The sequence below is a fragment of the Cryobacterium breve genome, from assembly GCF_004402375.1.
Taxonomy (GTDB): Bacteria; Actinomycetota; Actinomycetes; order Actinomycetales; family Microbacteriaceae; genus Cryobacterium; species Cryobacterium breve.
Genome location: NZ_SOGJ01000012.1, coordinates 83,197 through 96,751, shown reverse-complemented (window position 1 = coordinate 96,751; position 13,555 = coordinate 83,197). Strand labels below are relative to the sequence as shown.

Below are 13,555 nucleotides of genomic sequence, written 5' to 3'. Positions count from 1 at the left end.
CCACCTCTTGTGGCTGCGGGAGAGGCGTAGAGCCTCGGATGTCAGTGGGTACTGGGAAGATGTGATCGGCTCCGTGCGCTGTGCTCGGGTGCCTGCTGAAGGGTGAACTGAATGCTGTATCTCGTCATGCCGAATCGTCGGATGAAGTGGACCGCCAATGTCGGGCAGAACGTCCTGGACCTCGCTGGCACAAACGGGAAGGACCTAGGGCTGCTCGACTGGTGGGAGGACGCTGACAGCAGTGCGGACGACAAGGTTGTCCGTGTGGCGCTGAGGTACGGAATCGCAAGCAGCGTTGGGGTCATCCTTGATGCGGGGCATGTCGTGCAGGTTCGGCGCCCCTCGGAGATGCGGGAGCTCTTTCGAGAGAGCGAGGCCGTGCGCACGAAGGCTTCCCCACAGATGGAAGCAGTGGACCAGTTCATTGAGGAGAACATGTCTCCCGGGTGGATTCAGGCCGGCGTCGAACTCAACGAGCGCGTCGCGGAGAGCATGAAGCAGTCACTGGCTGAGGCGATGGCCGACGCGGATGCGGAGATCTCAGCTCGCGAGCCAATCGACGCTCTGGTGGCTCACTGGGTGTCACTCGGTGGAGCCGTGCCGGATCCCCTGTGATCATGGATCGCTGAGCTACGGGTGCGGTTCCGCACAGGTACGCCTCGTCCGGAAAGGTGCGGCACATCCTGGAACGTTCTTTTCCCGAGGATTGCTTGGGCTAGGCCGCTGAGTGCCTGTTGCTCGTTTCTCGCGCGGTGAGCTACCGCCCCAGAGCTTCCCAACCCTGCAAGCCTCGTTAATGCAGAAAGCCCCGGACCGGTGAGGGTCCGGGGCTCCTTCCACAAAGCAAAAGGCACTCGCCGTGGGGGACGGGGAATGCCTGTAAGGCACAGCCTAGTGCCAAGGGGTGACATCGTGTGAACTATTCTTGCGGCGAGTTGCCGCCGTTCTTGCGGTTCGGGTTAGCCAGGATGCGGGCGCGGAACTCGGTCATCAGGTCAGCGTGGTCGATGACGACAACCCCAGCGACCTCCCGGCACCGGAGGCCGTCGCGCAGCCAACGCTTGACCGTCCGGGTGCTGCGGTTCACCCGGAGGGCGGCGGCCTTGATCGTGTAGTTCGCCTGGTTGACGATCTGCGTCATGCCACCTCCGCGATCGCCTCGAGGTACCTGGCGAACGCCTTGGTGTCCGGCTCGACGACGTGCATGCAGCGGCCGCACATCACGGCCACGTCCTCGTTGAGCAGGTCCGGGGGCTTCACGAATATCTCGTGCTCCCCGCACACCGGGCACTCCCGCTTGTCCGCTTTGCGGATGGGCCGAGCTTCGACGCCGTACATGCTGCAGAGCGACCTCACCCCGCGGGCATCCTCGTGGCCGATCACGATGTCATCGTGAAAGGCCGCCGCCGAGGTGCTGGCCGCGATGACCTCGAGGCGGTCGAGCAGCCAGTCGCCCAACCAGGACGCGTACAGGTGCGCGGCTTCCACCGACACGGGCTTAGACCCTTGCACCTCCCTGCCGTTCGCCCACGAGGGGACTACGACCGGATCGACGTGCAGCTCGTCGGCGAACACGTCACACCAGGACCGCAGCTTGGCGAACAGCGCATCGGACGCGTCGAGCGGGCCCAGGTTGAGCGGCGCCGGCGCTTCACCTCCACCACCGGACACTCTCTCGGAGTAGTCGGCGGCACCGAGGCTGAACAGTTGCGCCCGCATGTTGGCCATGAGGTCGGGCACGAGCTTGAGCGCCCCTGTGAGCCGGTAGAAGCACGAGTTGCACAGATGCCCGTGTTTCGCAGGCTTGGGGCGTGCTGCCTCATCCTCGTCGGCGGGGGGCCATGTGCAGCCTCTCGCGCAAGGGGGCATTTCCTCGGGGTCGATCATTGGTTGCTCCCGTCATCGCTGTACATGGGTTGTGCGGTGTAGTGCTCGGACTGGCGTGCGAGGTCTGCCCGGTGCTCGGCGGCGAGGTCGGGCGGCGGCATGAGGGTTTCGAGCACCCAGAATGCGCTCATGTCGCAGTCGTCGTCGCAGTCGTCCAATCCTTCGCGGGCGGAATCCGCGACCGTCTTGATCACCGCGAGGGCCGCGCCGAGGTCAGCCGTGAGCCGGTGCTGCGCCGCGAGCAGATCCGCGTTGACGGCCCGGGATGCATCCCGCTCGGCGATTGCCCTGGCGAGATCCGTCGTGCACACCTCGTGGTCGTCGACGATGCCGGGCCGCGCATCCCATCCCGCGCCGAAACTGGTGGCCGCCATCGCCATCTGCACCGGGGTCAACAGCCCCGACCAGTCTTCGATCCTCGCCGCGATTGCGGCCTCACGTGTGATTGTCATGCTTTCCTCTCTGAAAATTTGGTGGTCATGCTTGAGGGCGGCGGCCACGTAGACATACGCGCCGCCGACCCTGCGCAGGGATGATGCGGCCGCCGTGATAGTCGGCCAGGTGGGGACGGTCGTCACGCGACCACCACCGATAGAGTGCGGGGATGACCAACTTGAAGATCGTCGAACCCAGTACCGTTCCTGCTGCGGGCATCGTTGACGGGGCACCTCACGCCATCGTCGTCGACTACAGCCATATCGAGACCGCTGCGGCGACAGCTAGGCGCGCATACGAGGGAGCGTCTGACTCGGCGTCGGCGATTCGCGAACTTTCTGACTCGGTGTTCGCGCTGTCGGGGATATTGGCGGAGATCGTCGCCGGCCTCCACAATCGCGAGATCGCCGTCATTAACTACCCGGTTGAGGGCGCCCACCTCGACTAGCCCTCTCACCGGTCGGCACCGAGCGCCGTGAAACTGATGTCGTAACCGCCCCATGGGGAGTAACCGGGCACGTGCCGACTGCCGGGGTATTCGCGTTCGGTGATGACCGGAGCACCCGGAACCATCCACGCTTTCGGATAGTCGACGGCGGTCAGCAGCCGCGGGAACTGATTGTTGCGGTCGCTCGCGGTGTTCGGCGACTGAACAACGGGCAGGTCGCGCCACCCGGGCCAGGCGTGGTCATGCCACTCCTCGACCGCGGGCGACTCGTCCTCACGGATCGTCGACACCCAACCGCACTCGCACACGGCGCGCACCACCCGGGAGCTGACGCACGAGCACGAAATCCGGTAGTGCGCCTCGCAGCCCAGCGCCGCCGCGAACACCGACATGCCGTGATTCGGGGTCGCGCCCAGCCCCTGCCATGTGCCGCTTCGCCACATGTGCGACAGCGCCAGGCAGTTGAAGTTTCCGAAGTCAGCCCGGTATCGCTCGAAAGCTTCGTTGAGCTGGTCGATGCCGAACGCCTCCACCGTGAAGTGCAGCGGGGCGGCCCCGGCATACGCGGGCTTCTCGATCAGATCATCGAAGTCCCACCCGAGTTGGCCGCTCATTCGTAGGTCACCTTCTGATGCCGCGGGGTCACGTCGTGGTCCTGCTGCGCCCGCCAGTACGCTGTCTGCCGTGCTCGCCGCACCGCCTGGCAAGACGGCCCGCCGGCTTCCGCGTTCGGGCAGTCTTCCTTGCACCCCTTGTCGGCCCCGTAGCGGGTGCCGTGTTTGATCGGCTTAGCGATACGGCCACCAGGACGCGCCCGAGACTTGCGCGGCTTCGGCGCCGCTTTCACCTTCACGGGTCGCACCGCCTTCTCCTTCGCCGTCTCCGCGACCAGCCGGGCCACTTTCGGCTTCGCATAGCTGGCCTTCTCCGTCGTCGCCGTGCCGTTGTCGACCGCCCGCATGTACTCCCAGTCACCGGCGTACCGGGTCTTAGCTTCCGTGCACGTCATCAGCGGCGTGTGGTGGTGCGCGCAGTTGGCCCCGCGGCATCCTTCGTCGTAGCCGGTGGGGGTTCCGTGGGGGGTCATGAGGCGATCCCTTCGAGGTCGAATGACTGCTGCGAGTCGAGCATCGGGTCGATTAGCTCGCGGTTTGACCAGAGCACTTCGGTTCTGGCCGATGAGTCGGCGTCGACGTTGCCCTGCCCTGTGTAGGCGGCGATCTTCACCTGGTACCAGTCCGGGAACAGTTCGTCGTAGAGGGGCGATGAGTAGCCGGACAGGATCACCGTGGCGCTGCACTCTCTGAGTGCGTCAGCCATGTCCCGGTGTTCGGTGTCTTTCTTCATCTCGTGCCGATAGGCGTTCGTGGTTCCGCGCACCATCGCTGGGTACGGCGGATCGACGTACAGCAGCGCGCCCTTGAACTTGCCGTAAGCCTCGATCACTTCGAGTGCCGGGCGATTCTCAAGGGTCACGTTCCGCAGCCGCTCGACTGCCGGGGCGATCCGGCGCACGTACCCGTCGAGGTACTTGACCAGCGAGAGTGACGTTCCCTTTGGGTCGATGTTGTAGCGAAAGCCAGTCGGCATCAGTTGTCCGCCGCGCCGCTGTGTGAGCGCCACCCACACGCGGCGGGCCCGCTCGATGTCGTCGAGCCCGTCACGGTCCTTGGACAGCAGCGACTCCGAGCGCGAGTGCGGAGTCAGTGCACACGCCCGCTCCATCTCGTCGGGCCGCTCCCGGAGCACCCTCCAGAACGTCATAATGTCGCCGTCGATGTCGTTGACCGTTTCAAGCATCGAGGCGGGCTTAGCCATCAGCACCGACAGCCCGCCACAGTATGGCTCGACATAGTGCCCGTGCGGCGGGAACAGGGACACGATCTTCTCTGCGATTCGCTGCTTGCCGCCGAAGTACGGGAATGGAGGACGCGGAAGGTCGCTCATAGTGTCTCTTCTCTGTTGAGTTGTTGGGGCGGGGGCGACGTGTGCCGCCCCCGCGGGTGGTGCTTAGAAGGGTGTTTCGTCGCTGAAGTTGCCCGGAGTGTTCCAGACATCGCCGCCCGTGTTCGCAGCCGGAGCCGAGGCCGCCCAAGGCTCATCGTTCCCACCGGCTGCCGGGGGTTGGCCGCCGCGGGGCGAGTTGCCCGAGGTTGCCCGGGTGAGCTGCGCGGTCGCGTACTTGAGCGAGGGGCCGATCTCGTCGATCTCCAGCTCCATCGACGTGCGCTTCTCGCCCTCCTTCGTTTCGTAGGACCGCTGCTTCAGGCGGCCGGTCGCAATGACCCGTGTGCCCTTCGTCAGCGACCCGGCGACGTGCTCGGCGAACTCACGCCAGACCGAGGCCCGGAGGAACAGGCTCTCGCCGTCCTTCCACTCGCTGGTGGCCCGGTCGAAGTTGCGGGGGGTGGAGGCGATCGTGAAGTTCGCCACCGCCAGACCGTTCTGCGTGTACCGCAGCTCCGGGTCCGAGGTGAGGTTTCCGATTACTGTCAAAACCGTCTCGCCGGCCATGTCATGCCTTCCTTGTGCGGATGAGTCCGCGTTCGTGCCGAGCCGCCTTGCGCCGCTCGGACTGCTTCGTGCTGTTGATTCGGCGGCATTCCAGGCACAGCCTCTCGGTGTACCCGTCGTGCCGCAGCTTGATGCGGACGTTGCCATCGACGAGCGCGTGCCCGTTGATGCATTCGGCCTGGTTATAGCGGCCGCCGCGTGTTCGACCGCGCGCCACGGCGTCGGCAACGTTCTCCGCCTGCGTGCCATCGAGCAGGTGGCTCGGCTCGATGCACGGCGGGTTATCGCATGTGTGCCGAGCCATGCCGACAACCGGCCTGCCGAGCTTCTCGGCGAGGGCCGCCCTGTGGGCCAGCCGAGACCCGTTCACCGCCTTGGTCAGAACCCCATAGCCGCCAGCGTTCCGCGTGCCCGTGAACTCATCGCACGCAGTCATGTTCAGTGCGCTTTCTCTTGGGATTTCCGGCCGCGGGGATCGTTGACCGGGAGGTGCATTTGGTTGCGTTGGTAGCTCACTCGGCCCTGCTTCACGCCGAGGTTCTCCGCGATCTGCCGGTCGTTCTTGCCGAGCCCGTGCAACCGCCGAATGTCATCGAGCATCTGCACGATGGTGACCGGCGCCGGGGCGGGCTTCAGCGCGTGCGTGACCAGCTGCTCGACCAGGTGGTGCGCCTGGACGCTTCGCTTGCTGGCGATCTTCAGCAGCGCCCGGTACTGCTCGTCGGTGACGTTCACCGGGAGCTGCACGCTCATGCGCGCCGCCCGACCGTGCCGACGTCGACCGGCGACCCGGGCCCCTGGTCGAGGGCAAACCGTTCAGCAGCAGCCCGGCGCTCGATCTCGCGCAGGTTGAACAGCGCCTCACGTGCCCGCTCAGGCAGGCGCTCCCGTGCCGGCCAGGACTTCTCGATCAGCCCGCGAGCCTTCGCCGAGCGCACGTCAGCCTCGATCGCTGCCGCCGTGTTCCGGCCAGAGTCAGCGACCGACGCCAGAATGTGCCGGACACTGAACGTCTCCTTGGCGAGCGGCCCGACGAAGTGGGCGAGCGTTGCAGCCTTGGCTTCCTCGAAGTCGACCTGCTCGAGGACGAGATGCCACGCGCTCGTGGTCACCCGGTCCACGGTGATGAACCGGTCGAACCCGCTGGCGATTGTCAGGATCTGCCCGACTTGGACGATGTTCATGCTGTGAGTCCTCTCTGCTGCTGCGCCTGCTCGCGGGCCAGTTGCGCCACGAAGTCGAGGTTCTGATCGGTGCGCGTCGGCTTGCGCTCGCCCTGCTGCGCGGAAGGCAGTTCGTCCGTCCATCGCTCGTGACCGATCCACACACCCAGCGCGGGGGTGAATCGCTTATCGGTGGTCGCCGCATAGGCGTCACCGAATCGGACGATATGAGCGGCCAGTGCCTCGGAGTCGATCCGCTTGGCCGCTGCCTTGAACTTCTCGAGGGCCGCTTTCCGCTCGACCTTCTTCGGCCAGTGAAGATAGGCGGCATCGAACACACTCTCCGCGCTCGGCAGAGCGTGTGTTATTACGGTTCTCTTCTCTTCTCTCTGGTTCTCTTCTCTTAACGCTGAGCTCTGGTGAGACTCGGCGTAACTCACCGGAGTTTTAGTGAGTATCAGTGAGTCCTGATGAGCGCAGGCGGGGCAGCGGGTCTTCCATCGCGGGTCTGTTTTCTGCCACGGCCCGAACGACGGCATCCACAGATACGTCTTGCCCTCAGCCTCGACACGGGACACACGCCCGTTGCGCATGACCTCGGCCAGGAGCTCGTCGGCGTCCACCGGGTCGGCAGGCAGGATCTTGAGCTTCAGGCCCAGCGCGTCGTCGGGCAGGTGGCCCTTGTCGCAGTACGCGAAGTTCCACAAACCGATGTAGAACAGCCGCGCAAACGGCGAGAGCCGGATCATATTGCCGTCGGTCCAGAAGTCAGGGGTGATGACTCTGCCTCTTGCCACTTGGTTTTCCTCCTTCCTTCTCGTCGAAGTCGCCCCGCTCGATCGCCGTCGCCAGCCCGGTTAGGACCGCGTAGACGATGAGCTTGGGGTGCTCGGCCTTCTTCTTGATGTGCGCGAGTAGCGCCTTCTTGTCGAGGGCCATCAGTAGATGACCCCGTCGCCGCTGCGCCGCCGTGCCGACTCGGCCTCGGTGATGACCACCCAGCCGCCCACGTCATCCAGCAGCACCCACGACAGGACCCCGGACACCCAGCGGCGAGCCGGCCACTCAGCGGGGACAGCCCAGCCAGGGACCGCCCAGCCCTCTGCGATCGCCTCGGCCGGGTGCGATGTCGCCCAGCCGTGACAGCCGAGCGTCCCGGTGCCCCCGAGGATCTGCAGGTTCGCGGTCGTTGTCTGCCCGCCCTGGGACCGGTTCTTGCGGTGGTCCCGGTTCGACGGGCCGCACCCTGCACGGCAGCGCTGGCACGTGTCGCGGTCGCGGAGCGTGGCGAGCTCGTAGGCGTCGGCCTCGTCAGCCTTGGAGGGCTTCGGGACCTTCGGGCAGATCATGCGTCCACCGTGTAGCCATTGCCTCGGCAGGCCGAGCAGAGAGCAGCCCCGCTATGGCAGTCGACGGCTCGGCATGTTCCGCCGCACCTATGCCCGGTGCCGTTGCACTTGACGCAGGTATCGCCGCGACCACTTCCGTCGCAAGTGGCGCACTTCACGCCACCATCCAGAACGCGCCGCATCTCTGCGTAGGTTCGCGGCGCTCTGCCATTGGTCGCCGTGTCCATCTCGATCTGCAGAAGCGCGACCAGCTTGTCCCACTCGGGCAGCAGGCGATCCCAGGAGATCGACCGGCCAGCCATGCGGGTGCGCAGCTGCTCCGTGGTCAGGCGTCCGGAGCAGTAGTCGATGCATCGGCGCAGGTCGCCCGGGTCCCATGGGTGATCGGTCCCGCTGCCAGCAATGGCCTGAGCGGATAGCCCCAGTGTGTAGTAGCTCACCGCTGGAACCCCCCGGCCATGTACGCGGCCGACTGGACCTTGTTCAGATTCAAGAACCCGTAGAGCTTCGAGGTCAGCGCCTTCTGCAGTTCCTCGGCGGCGTGCAAGATCTCCTTGGCGTCGTCGAAGTCGTTCTTCTGCTGCATGGTGGCAAGGTCAGCTTCCGCCCGCTGCCGGGTGACGCTGCGTTCGCTCGACCGCATGAGCGCCTTGGCCCGCGCCGAGATGAACTCGCGCTCGGCGGCGTACCGTCTGGCCCAGAGTTCCTTGATGATCGGGACGGCGTTCTCGAGGCGGTCGCCCACCTCGCGGATCAGCTGCTCCAGCTCGAGGGGGCCGACCGGCTGATAATTGACCAGGTCAGCGTCGGGGATGGTGGAGACTTCCCCTGACTGCTGGTTCGTGAACTCAACCATCGGTGGCCTGCGCTTCGAACTCGGCGGCGCTCTCGCGCTCGTAACGCTCCGCCTCCGTCTCCTCGGTGGCCGGCTCGTCGTCGACCACCTCGGCGTCGACGATGTTCTCATCCGGCGCCGCTTCGGCGGGGGCCGTTTCCTCGCCCCGGCTGATCTCCCCGCTGCGGGCCAGGAACAGCGCCCGGTTGGCCGCGTACTCGTCGGCGGCGTTGGCCCGGTCCCTGATCTCCTTGAGCTCGGCGAGTGTGGTCACAGCGGCCACGAGTGCCGCCCAGTCCTCGGTTGGCTCGGGCTTGTCGACGGTGGCGACCATCTCGCCGCCCTCGCTGACGAGCGCGCCCATCTCCTCCGGGGTGTACTGGACACCCATCAGACAATCTTCAGCACCCTCCCGGGCAACCTCGCCGATCGCACGCGCCTTGCACAGCGCCTCCGTGTATGACTCCCAGGGGAGCGCACTGCCACTCTTCGAGCGAGCATTGACCGCCCACTTCCCCTGCTGTTGCTCGTACTTGCAGAGGCCAGCGCGGGCGGCGCGGGCGGGAGTCCACGACACCTCGTAGGTGAAGTCGGGGTCATCGGATCGGGTGAGCCGGGCCGTGGCCACGAAGTCGCCGCCCTCGACGGTGCCCGCGGTGGACACGCGCAGCTTGTGTCCCGCCTTGCGGATCAGCCCGGACATCAGCGCCGGGGAGATTGTGGCCCTGCCCTCGATCACGTTGATGCCCGCGATTGCTGCCATCGGGTGAATGCCGAGCATCGCGCCCGTCTCGCAGACGAGCAAAACCTTGCCAGGTGACGGCTTGCCGGCGGCGTGCAAACCCCTGGGGATCAGTTCGCCCGCCGAGGAGAGCGTCTGCACGTAGCGCATCTTCTCGTCGAGGCCCGCGGCCTCGTACTGGGTGATTTCCTTGCTCATCACATACCTCTTTCAAATTCGAGCGCGGCGGTGATCCGCGCGGATAGTTCAATTGCGATCGGCAGCAGCCCGGCGAGCACGTCGGCGACGTCGGCGGGGTAGATGCGCAGGCTCTTGGGATCCTCGGTGCGCATCTCGCCGTTGACGATCTCGGCCCAGATGAAGTCGGTGTACAGGACTTCGGGGCCGACGCAGTACTGCTGGAATGCGACCTGCCTGAGTTCGCCGGGGGTGGGCCCGTAGACGATGCGGTCGTGTTTGGCCTTCACCTCGGCGAGCACGATGCCTGCAGGGGTGACGAGCAGCCCGTCTGGGGTGGCTGCGAGGCCGGGGATACTCTCGGCGTGGATCAGGAGAGTGTTCTGCGGGATGCCCGCCCAGGCGAGCATGAGCGGCTCCCAGAGGTTCCCCGACTCGGTGAACCGGTTGCCGCTGAAGGTGGAGCGTTTGAGCTTGGCCGCCGTGTAGACGTCGATGGACTCGGGACGGGCGAGCTTGGCTGCGTCCGATGCGCCGACGATCGGCTCACGGGCGAGCAGCCACGCCTCCCGGTCTGTCGAGTCTGCGAGGATCCGGTCGAGGTAGGTCACGCGGCCCACCTCACGGCATCCATCGCCGCCCGATTCAGCACCGGCAGCGCCGCCTCCGTGATCACGCCCAGGCTGCGCGCCCCCATCGCGGCGAGCACCACAGCGTCGGCGACGTTGTTGTCTGTCACGTCGGCGTTGGCGTACCGCTTCACGACGGAGGCGAGAACCTGATCCTTCGATGCGTTGCCCTTGCCCGTGGCATACTTCTTGAGCCCGCCCGGTGTGACCTCGACCACGTTGTGCCGGGCTTGCATGGCGTCCTGGACGACCATCCACCAGAGGCCCGAGCGGTCATGGTGCGAACCGCCCGTCTGGGAGTAGGCGGGCTGCTCGATGACGACGAGCGCACCGCGGGGCACGACCTCCATGATTTGCACAGTGATGTCGTAGAGGCGGCACCAGCGCTCGAGGAGGCTGGTACCCTTCTTGCCGGTGGACTTGATGAGGCCGGTCCTGAATCCGTCCGTGCCGTAGATGGCCCAGCCGGTGCCGGTGAGGGACAGGTCGAGGCCGATCACCCAGTCGCGCCGCTCGGGTGCTGCGTGGATTGCAGCGGTGAGCCCGTCGATGCTGCCGAGGGCGCTCACAGCCCGCGCCCCTGGAGCGCTGCGGTGTTCTCGTCGAGGGCTTCCGCGTTGACGAGCAGCGCGTACACCTGAGCCTTGGCGAGGTGCTCGGCCCTGAGTGCGGCGTTGCTGATCTGCTCGGCTTCCCTGAGGTGCTCGATGGCGAGGTCGGTGAAGTTCATGCGGACACCGGAATCTGGACGCTGAAACCGACCGACTCGGACGTACCACTGATGCGCTCCATGACCACGAAGTAGCCGCGCTCCTCCGCGAGCTTCCGAACCTCGGCGAGGCTCACGTCGTCGAGGTCGTTCCCCGACTTCATGACCACGATCTTCAGCTTCGGGTCGCCGCTCGTTGCCAGGTCGAACGCGATCGAGTCCTGACGGGCCGTGTTGAGCTGCTTGAACGGCACCCCATCGAAGAGGATCGAGTCGTCACCGAGGCTCAGCCCTGCGGGGAAGTCAGCGGCGGCAAGACCGTCAGCCTTCGTCTTGTCGATGTCGGCCATGCTCGCGTTCAGCGCGGCCTCCTCGGCGGTGCGGTCGGCGAGCTCTGCGGCAATGGCGGCCCGGGCAGCCTGGGCGCGCACCTTGGCATTTGTCTCGTCGATGCTGGCGAGCTGCTCGGTGACGGCGTCGGGCGACTTGCGCTTGGCGGCCTCGGCTGCATCGGCGAGATCAGCGGCGAGGTCGGCGGCCGTCTTGTAGTCCGCCTTGGCCTGAGCGAGCGCCGCGGCGAGTTCCTTGCCGCGCTCGGTGATCTCGGCAAGGGAGTCGGCGGCGGCAGCGCACGCGGCCGCCTTCTGGTCGACCTCGGCATTGTGCTCGCGGATCGCGTCGAGCTCCTTGACGAGCGCCCCGGCCGACACCTCCTCGGTGGGCACGGTCGCGTCGGCCGGCGCCGCACCTTTGAGTCTCGCGGCTGCCTCGCCCTTCTTGCGCGTGACATCCGTGCGGGAATCAAAGAACCCTTTCCGCTTGGCGTCGATCTCGGCGAGGTCGAACGGGAGCGTCACCTTCGACAGCAGCATCTGGCGCTGCTCCTTGTCGCTGAGCTTCACGAAGTCGTTCGGGTCGAACAGCACGCCGCCCGTGATGTCGGCGACGAACTCTTTCCCGCTGGGGTACTTGGCCCCGTCGAGGGCGTAGGCGCTGAGTACGCCCGGCCCGTCCTTCGGGTACTCGCGGACGATGCGGCCATCGGTGAGCAGGATCTCGACCCGGGCGCGGTTGGCCTTGTTGTTCACCGGGTTCGGGATGAGCCGGGTGCCCTGCGGGTCGAAGCACTCCTCGAGTGCGTGGATGAAGCTGGACTTGCCGGAACCGTTGGGCCCGGCGATGATCTGCAGGCTGCCCGTGGGGAAGAGTTCGATCGTCCCCTCGATGCCCATGAAGTCGGTGACGGTGATCTTCTCGATGTTCTGCTGGGTCATGGTGTGTTGCCTTTCGGGAGTGATACGACGATGACGGCGGGGACGCAGAGGACCAGGCCGAAGAGGGTGAATGGGATGGACCAGAGGAAAGCGGCGCCGGTGAAGACCCACAGGCAGCCGAGGACGAACAGGATGATGACGAGGCGGGCGACCCGCTCGGGGGTGAGCAGACGGCCGATGAGCCTGAACAGGGTGAGCGCGAACCGGGCGGCCAGCATGGCGGCGGTCTTGATGTTCAGCACGGGTGGACCTGCACTTCAGCGAACCGCACCGTCTCGCGGGTCCATTCAGGCAGCGGGTCAGGCCTGCCGTCGTCGGCTTGGACGTGTGCGATCTGAACGCCGCCGTCGAGAATGTGGAGGATCCAGCCGAACCCGTCCGGGCCGATGTCGTGGCGCGGCTTGTAGAGGCGCACTCGGTCGCCGACCTTCAGCGGCGGGCGCGGCTTCGGCTTGCCGGACAGGAGGACGGTCACGAGGTCACCGCCTGGCGGGGGTCGAGGGTTTCGGCGGCCGTCATCGACGGGGCAGCCCCGCTCGGTGCCACCTCGTGGGGCCAGATGCACTCATCGACCAGCGGGTGAACGTTCACGTGGGCGGCGTTCTCGCACCAGACGGCGCTCATGCCCGCCACACACCCAGGATCGAGGCGACCAGGGCCACCGTGATGACGATGACGCACGCGCTCAATGAGGCGGCCATGATGATCGCGGCCGCCCGGAAGTCGGTCTCAGGGATCGGCGCCGACGGGGTGTAGTCAGTGTTGGGCATGTCCCAGTAGTCGAGCTGGGACAGTTCGGGGTTGGGATCTTCTGCGATCCACGTGCTGCGTCGGCGGCTCATGCGGCCACGCCCCAGACGTTGACCTGACGCTTCGTGCGGCCGGCGCGCTTCTCGCCGGTCCACACGATCGCATCGTCCTTGGTCAGTCCAGACCGGCGCTTGCGGGGGCTGTCGAAGTCGGCCACCACGTAGTCGGGCTGCTGGAAGTAGGCGGTGGTCAGTTCGTGATCCGTCATGGGCCGGTCGGTGATGAGTCGGAGCACGATGGCCTTGACCAGGAGGCGGTTCTCGTTGCTGTCTGCTGCGGCGTGAGAGGTGAGCGGGTCGGCGGGTCGGGCTCTCACCGTGTCGTTCCCGGTGATGGTGGGTACAGTTGCCATTGCGTTCCTTTCGTGGTGCGTGGTGTGGGGCCATCCGTTCGTGCGGCTGGCCCCTTTTTCGTGAGTGGTGGTTGAGTGCGACGCCGGGACTGCACACCCGGACGACCCTCGAAGGGCTCGCCGCTGAGTGGTTACGATCAACGCCACTCGCGCCTGCTGGTCCCCGAGGCTTAGTCGGTCCCAGCGCGGGCATCCATTCCCGCTCCCTCCCGCTTTGCTGTGCGGTGGGCA

27 protein-coding genes are annotated in these 13,555 nt (G+C 66.2%); 2 read left to right on the top strand and 25 right to left on the bottom strand.

All coding sequences use genetic code 11. The annotated features are described in order from the left end of the window. Positions 1 to 111: 111 nt before the first annotated feature. Entirely contained in the window at positions 112 to 615 is a 504-nt protein-coding gene (locus E3O65_RS05380; RefSeq protein WP_134362712.1) for a hypothetical protein, read from the top strand. Positions 616 to 919: 304 nt separating this feature from the next. On the opposite strand, the gene E3O65_RS05375 is transcribed toward E3O65_RS05380, so the two are convergent. The 3 genes from E3O65_RS05375 to E3O65_RS05365 all read right to left on the bottom strand — a co-directional run bounded on the left by E3O65_RS05375 (position 920) and on the right by E3O65_RS05365 (position 2,339). After that, positions 920 to 1,141 carry a hypothetical protein gene (locus E3O65_RS05375; protein ID WP_134362711.1) on the bottom strand — a complete coding sequence of 74 codons (222 nt, stop codon included), beginning with the start codon at positions 1,139 to 1,141 and terminating at the stop codon, positions 920 to 922. Further along, positions 1,138 to 1,740 carry a hypothetical protein gene (locus E3O65_RS05370; RefSeq protein ID WP_134362710.1) on the bottom strand — a complete coding sequence of 201 codons (603 nt, stop codon included), beginning with the start codon at positions 1,738 to 1,740 and terminating at the stop codon, positions 1,138 to 1,140. Before E3O65_RS05370 ends, E3O65_RS05375 begins: the two co-directional genes overlap by 4 nt. A 143-nt stretch (positions 1,741 to 1,883) precedes the next feature. Further along, positions 1,884 to 2,339 carry a hypothetical protein gene (locus E3O65_RS05365; protein ID WP_134362709.1) on the bottom strand — a complete coding sequence of 152 codons (456 nt, stop codon included), beginning with the start codon at positions 2,337 to 2,339 and terminating at the stop codon, positions 1,884 to 1,886. A 152-nt stretch (positions 2,340 to 2,491) separates the two neighbouring features. On the opposite strand from E3O65_RS05365, the gene E3O65_RS05360 reads away from it, so the two are divergent. Next, positions 2,492 to 2,770 (top strand): hypothetical protein, encoded by a 279-nt coding sequence (locus tag E3O65_RS05360; RefSeq protein WP_134362708.1) that lies wholly within the window; start codon positions 2,492 to 2,494, stop codon positions 2,768 to 2,770. A 5-nt stretch (positions 2,771 to 2,775) separates the two neighbouring features. Here the strand turns inward: E3O65_RS05360 and E3O65_RS05355 are convergent, their stop codons facing one another. From E3O65_RS05355 to E3O65_RS05265, 22 genes are all read right to left on the bottom strand, one after another. Then, positions 2,776 to 3,384, bottom strand: coding sequence for a DUF6349 family protein (locus E3O65_RS05355; RefSeq protein ID WP_134362707.1), 609 nt, complete (start codon positions 3,382 to 3,384; stop codon positions 2,776 to 2,778). Further along, the gene (locus E3O65_RS05350) at positions 3,381 to 3,857 is read right to left on the bottom strand and encodes a hypothetical protein (protein WP_134362706.1); all 477 of its coding nucleotides are present in this window, start codon (positions 3,855 to 3,857) and stop codon (positions 3,381 to 3,383) included. The genes E3O65_RS05355 and E3O65_RS05350 overlap by 4 nt, the downstream gene beginning before the upstream one ends. After that, entirely contained in the window at positions 3,854 to 4,717 is an 864-nt protein-coding gene (locus E3O65_RS05345) for a DNA adenine methylase (protein WP_134362705.1), read from the bottom strand. The genes E3O65_RS05350 and E3O65_RS05345 overlap by 4 nt, the downstream gene beginning before the upstream one ends. A gap of 63 nt (positions 4,718 to 4,780) precedes the next feature. Then, positions 4,781 to 5,284 carry a single-stranded DNA-binding protein gene (locus tag E3O65_RS05340; protein WP_134362704.1) on the bottom strand — a complete coding sequence of 168 codons (504 nt, stop codon included), beginning with the start codon at positions 5,282 to 5,284 and terminating at the stop codon, positions 4,781 to 4,783. Position 5,285: 1 nt separating this feature from the next. Beyond that, positions 5,286 to 5,720, bottom strand: a complete 435-nt coding sequence (locus E3O65_RS05335) for a hypothetical protein (RefSeq protein WP_134362703.1) — start codon at positions 5,718 to 5,720, stop codon at positions 5,286 to 5,288. A 2-nt stretch (positions 5,721 to 5,722) separates the two neighbouring features. Beyond that, positions 5,723 to 6,037, bottom strand: coding sequence for a hypothetical protein (locus E3O65_RS05330; RefSeq protein ID WP_134362702.1), 315 nt, complete (start codon positions 6,035 to 6,037; stop codon positions 5,723 to 5,725). Beyond that, the gene (locus E3O65_RS05325) at positions 6,034 to 6,468 is read right to left on the bottom strand and encodes a hypothetical protein (RefSeq protein WP_134362701.1); all 435 of its coding nucleotides are present in this window, start codon (positions 6,466 to 6,468) and stop codon (positions 6,034 to 6,036) included. Before E3O65_RS05325 ends, E3O65_RS05330 begins: the two co-directional genes overlap by 4 nt. Next, positions 6,465 to 7,244, bottom strand: coding sequence for a hypothetical protein (locus E3O65_RS05320; RefSeq protein ID WP_134362700.1), 780 nt, complete (start codon positions 7,242 to 7,244; stop codon positions 6,465 to 6,467). The genes E3O65_RS05325 and E3O65_RS05320 overlap by 4 nt, the downstream gene beginning before the upstream one ends. Further along, entirely contained in the window at positions 7,216 to 7,386 is a 171-nt protein-coding gene (locus E3O65_RS16620; protein WP_166785660.1) for a hypothetical protein, read from the bottom strand. The genes E3O65_RS05320 and E3O65_RS16620 overlap by 29 nt, the downstream gene beginning before the upstream one ends. Then, positions 7,386 to 7,796: an HNH endonuclease gene (locus E3O65_RS05315; protein ID WP_134362699.1), complete on the bottom strand. Its 411-nt coding sequence runs from the start codon at positions 7,794 to 7,796 to the stop codon at positions 7,386 to 7,388. Before E3O65_RS05315 ends, E3O65_RS16620 begins: the two co-directional genes overlap by 1 nt. After that, positions 7,793 to 8,236, bottom strand: a complete 444-nt coding sequence (locus tag E3O65_RS05310) for a hypothetical protein (protein WP_134362698.1) — start codon at positions 8,234 to 8,236, stop codon at positions 7,793 to 7,795. The genes E3O65_RS05315 and E3O65_RS05310 overlap by 4 nt, the downstream gene beginning before the upstream one ends. Further along, the gene (locus E3O65_RS05305) at positions 8,233 to 8,652 is read right to left on the bottom strand and encodes a hypothetical protein (RefSeq protein WP_134362697.1); all 420 of its coding nucleotides are present in this window, start codon (positions 8,650 to 8,652) and stop codon (positions 8,233 to 8,235) included. The genes E3O65_RS05310 and E3O65_RS05305 overlap by 4 nt, the downstream gene beginning before the upstream one ends. Then, the gene (locus tag E3O65_RS05300) at positions 8,645 to 9,571 is read right to left on the bottom strand and encodes a hypothetical protein (protein ID WP_134362696.1); all 927 of its coding nucleotides are present in this window, start codon (positions 9,569 to 9,571) and stop codon (positions 8,645 to 8,647) included. Before E3O65_RS05300 ends, E3O65_RS05305 begins: the two co-directional genes overlap by 8 nt. Continuing rightward, positions 9,571 to 10,161, bottom strand: coding sequence for a PDDEXK family nuclease (locus E3O65_RS05295; RefSeq protein ID WP_134362695.1), 591 nt, complete (start codon positions 10,159 to 10,161; stop codon positions 9,571 to 9,573). Before E3O65_RS05295 ends, E3O65_RS05300 begins: the two co-directional genes overlap by 1 nt. Further along, positions 10,158 to 10,748: a crossover junction endodeoxyribonuclease RuvC gene (locus E3O65_RS05290; protein ID WP_134362694.1), complete on the bottom strand. Its 591-nt coding sequence runs from the start codon at positions 10,746 to 10,748 to the stop codon at positions 10,158 to 10,160. Before E3O65_RS05290 ends, E3O65_RS05295 begins: the two co-directional genes overlap by 4 nt. Further along, positions 10,745 to 10,909, bottom strand: coding sequence for a hypothetical protein (locus tag E3O65_RS16615; protein ID WP_166785659.1), 165 nt, complete (start codon positions 10,907 to 10,909; stop codon positions 10,745 to 10,747). The genes E3O65_RS05290 and E3O65_RS16615 overlap by 4 nt, the downstream gene beginning before the upstream one ends. Further along, on the bottom strand, positions 10,906 to 12,162 hold the full coding sequence (locus E3O65_RS05285) for an AAA family ATPase (protein ID WP_134362693.1): 1,257 nt from the start codon (positions 12,160 to 12,162) through the stop codon (positions 10,906 to 10,908). Before E3O65_RS05285 ends, E3O65_RS16615 begins: the two co-directional genes overlap by 4 nt. Then, positions 12,159 to 12,404, bottom strand: coding sequence for a hypothetical protein (locus E3O65_RS05280; RefSeq protein WP_134362692.1), 246 nt, complete (start codon positions 12,402 to 12,404; stop codon positions 12,159 to 12,161). The genes E3O65_RS05285 and E3O65_RS05280 overlap by 4 nt, the downstream gene beginning before the upstream one ends. Beyond that, the gene (locus tag E3O65_RS05275) at positions 12,398 to 12,637 is read right to left on the bottom strand and encodes a hypothetical protein (protein WP_134362691.1); all 240 of its coding nucleotides are present in this window, start codon (positions 12,635 to 12,637) and stop codon (positions 12,398 to 12,400) included. Before E3O65_RS05275 ends, E3O65_RS05280 begins: the two co-directional genes overlap by 7 nt. Beyond that, positions 12,634 to 12,786, bottom strand: a complete 153-nt coding sequence (locus E3O65_RS16610; protein WP_166785658.1) for a hypothetical protein — start codon at positions 12,784 to 12,786, stop codon at positions 12,634 to 12,636. Before E3O65_RS16610 ends, E3O65_RS05275 begins: the two co-directional genes overlap by 4 nt. After that, positions 12,783 to 13,004 (bottom strand): hypothetical protein, encoded by a 222-nt coding sequence (locus tag E3O65_RS05270; RefSeq protein ID WP_134362690.1) that lies wholly within the window; start codon positions 13,002 to 13,004, stop codon positions 12,783 to 12,785. The genes E3O65_RS16610 and E3O65_RS05270 overlap by 4 nt, the downstream gene beginning before the upstream one ends. Further along, entirely contained in the window at positions 13,001 to 13,324 is a 324-nt protein-coding gene (locus E3O65_RS05265) for a hypothetical protein (RefSeq protein WP_134362689.1), read from the bottom strand. The genes E3O65_RS05270 and E3O65_RS05265 overlap by 4 nt, the downstream gene beginning before the upstream one ends. Between the last annotated feature and the right edge of the window lie 231 nt (positions 13,325 to 13,555).

What these genes read in the sequence shown, in the direction of transcription:
- E3O65_RS05375 (WP_134362711.1), bottom strand. Translation starts at nt 1,141, where the DNA reads ATGACGCAGATCGTCAACCAGGCGAACTACACGATCAAGGCCGCCGCC.
- E3O65_RS05355 (WP_134362707.1), bottom strand. Translation starts at nt 3,384, where the DNA reads ATGAGCGGCCAACTCGGGTGGGACTTCGATGATCTGATCGAGAAGCCC.
- E3O65_RS05265 (WP_134362689.1), bottom strand. Translation starts at nt 13,324, where the DNA reads ATGGCAACTGTACCCACCATCACCGGGAACGACACGGTGAGAGCCCGA.
- E3O65_RS16615 (WP_166785659.1), bottom strand. Translation starts at nt 10,909, where the DNA reads ATGAACTTCACCGACCTCGCCATCGAGCACCTCAGGGAAGCCGAGCAG.
- E3O65_RS16610 (WP_166785658.1), bottom strand. Translation starts at nt 12,786, where the DNA reads ATGAGCGCCGTCTGGTGCGAGAACGCCGCCCACGTGAACGTTCACCCG.
- E3O65_RS05345 (WP_134362705.1), bottom strand. Translation starts at nt 4,717, where the DNA reads ATGAGCGACCTTCCGCGTCCTCCATTCCCGTACTTCGGCGGCAAGCAG.
- E3O65_RS05335 (WP_134362703.1), bottom strand. Translation starts at nt 5,720, where the DNA reads ATGACTGCGTGCGATGAGTTCACGGGCACGCGGAACGCTGGCGGCTAT.
- E3O65_RS05360 (WP_134362708.1), top strand. Translation starts at nt 2,492, where the DNA reads ATGACCAACTTGAAGATCGTCGAACCCAGTACCGTTCCTGCTGCGGGC.
- E3O65_RS05365 (WP_134362709.1), bottom strand. Translation starts at nt 2,339, where the DNA reads ATGACAATCACACGTGAGGCCGCAATCGCGGCGAGGATCGAAGACTGG.
- E3O65_RS05380 (WP_134362712.1), top strand. Translation starts at nt 112, where the DNA reads ATGCTGTATCTCGTCATGCCGAATCGTCGGATGAAGTGGACCGCCAAT.
- E3O65_RS05325 (WP_134362701.1), bottom strand. Translation starts at nt 6,468, where the DNA reads ATGAACATCGTCCAAGTCGGGCAGATCCTGACAATCGCCAGCGGGTTC.
- E3O65_RS05285 (WP_134362693.1), bottom strand. Translation starts at nt 12,162, where the DNA reads ATGACCCAGCAGAACATCGAGAAGATCACCGTCACCGACTTCATGGGC.
- E3O65_RS05305 (WP_134362697.1), bottom strand. Translation starts at nt 8,652, where the DNA reads ATGGTTGAGTTCACGAACCAGCAGTCAGGGGAAGTCTCCACCATCCCC.
- E3O65_RS05350 (WP_134362706.1), bottom strand. Translation starts at nt 3,857, where the DNA reads ATGACCCCCCACGGAACCCCCACCGGCTACGACGAAGGATGCCGCGGG.
- E3O65_RS05300 (WP_134362696.1), bottom strand. Translation starts at nt 9,571, where the DNA reads ATGAGCAAGGAAATCACCCAGTACGAGGCCGCGGGCCTCGACGAGAAG.
- E3O65_RS16620 (WP_166785660.1), bottom strand. Translation starts at nt 7,386, where the DNA reads ATGGCCCTCGACAAGAAGGCGCTACTCGCGCACATCAAGAAGAAGGCC.
- E3O65_RS05330 (WP_134362702.1), bottom strand. Translation starts at nt 6,037, where the DNA reads ATGAGCGTGCAGCTCCCGGTGAACGTCACCGACGAGCAGTACCGGGCG.
- E3O65_RS05340 (WP_134362704.1), bottom strand. Translation starts at nt 5,284, where the DNA reads ATGGCCGGCGAGACGGTTTTGACAGTAATCGGAAACCTCACCTCGGAC.
- E3O65_RS05270 (WP_134362690.1), bottom strand. Translation starts at nt 13,004, where the DNA reads ATGAGCCGCCGACGCAGCACGTGGATCGCAGAAGATCCCAACCCCGAA.
- E3O65_RS05315 (WP_134362699.1), bottom strand. Translation starts at nt 7,796, where the DNA reads ATGATCTGCCCGAAGGTCCCGAAGCCCTCCAAGGCTGACGAGGCCGAC.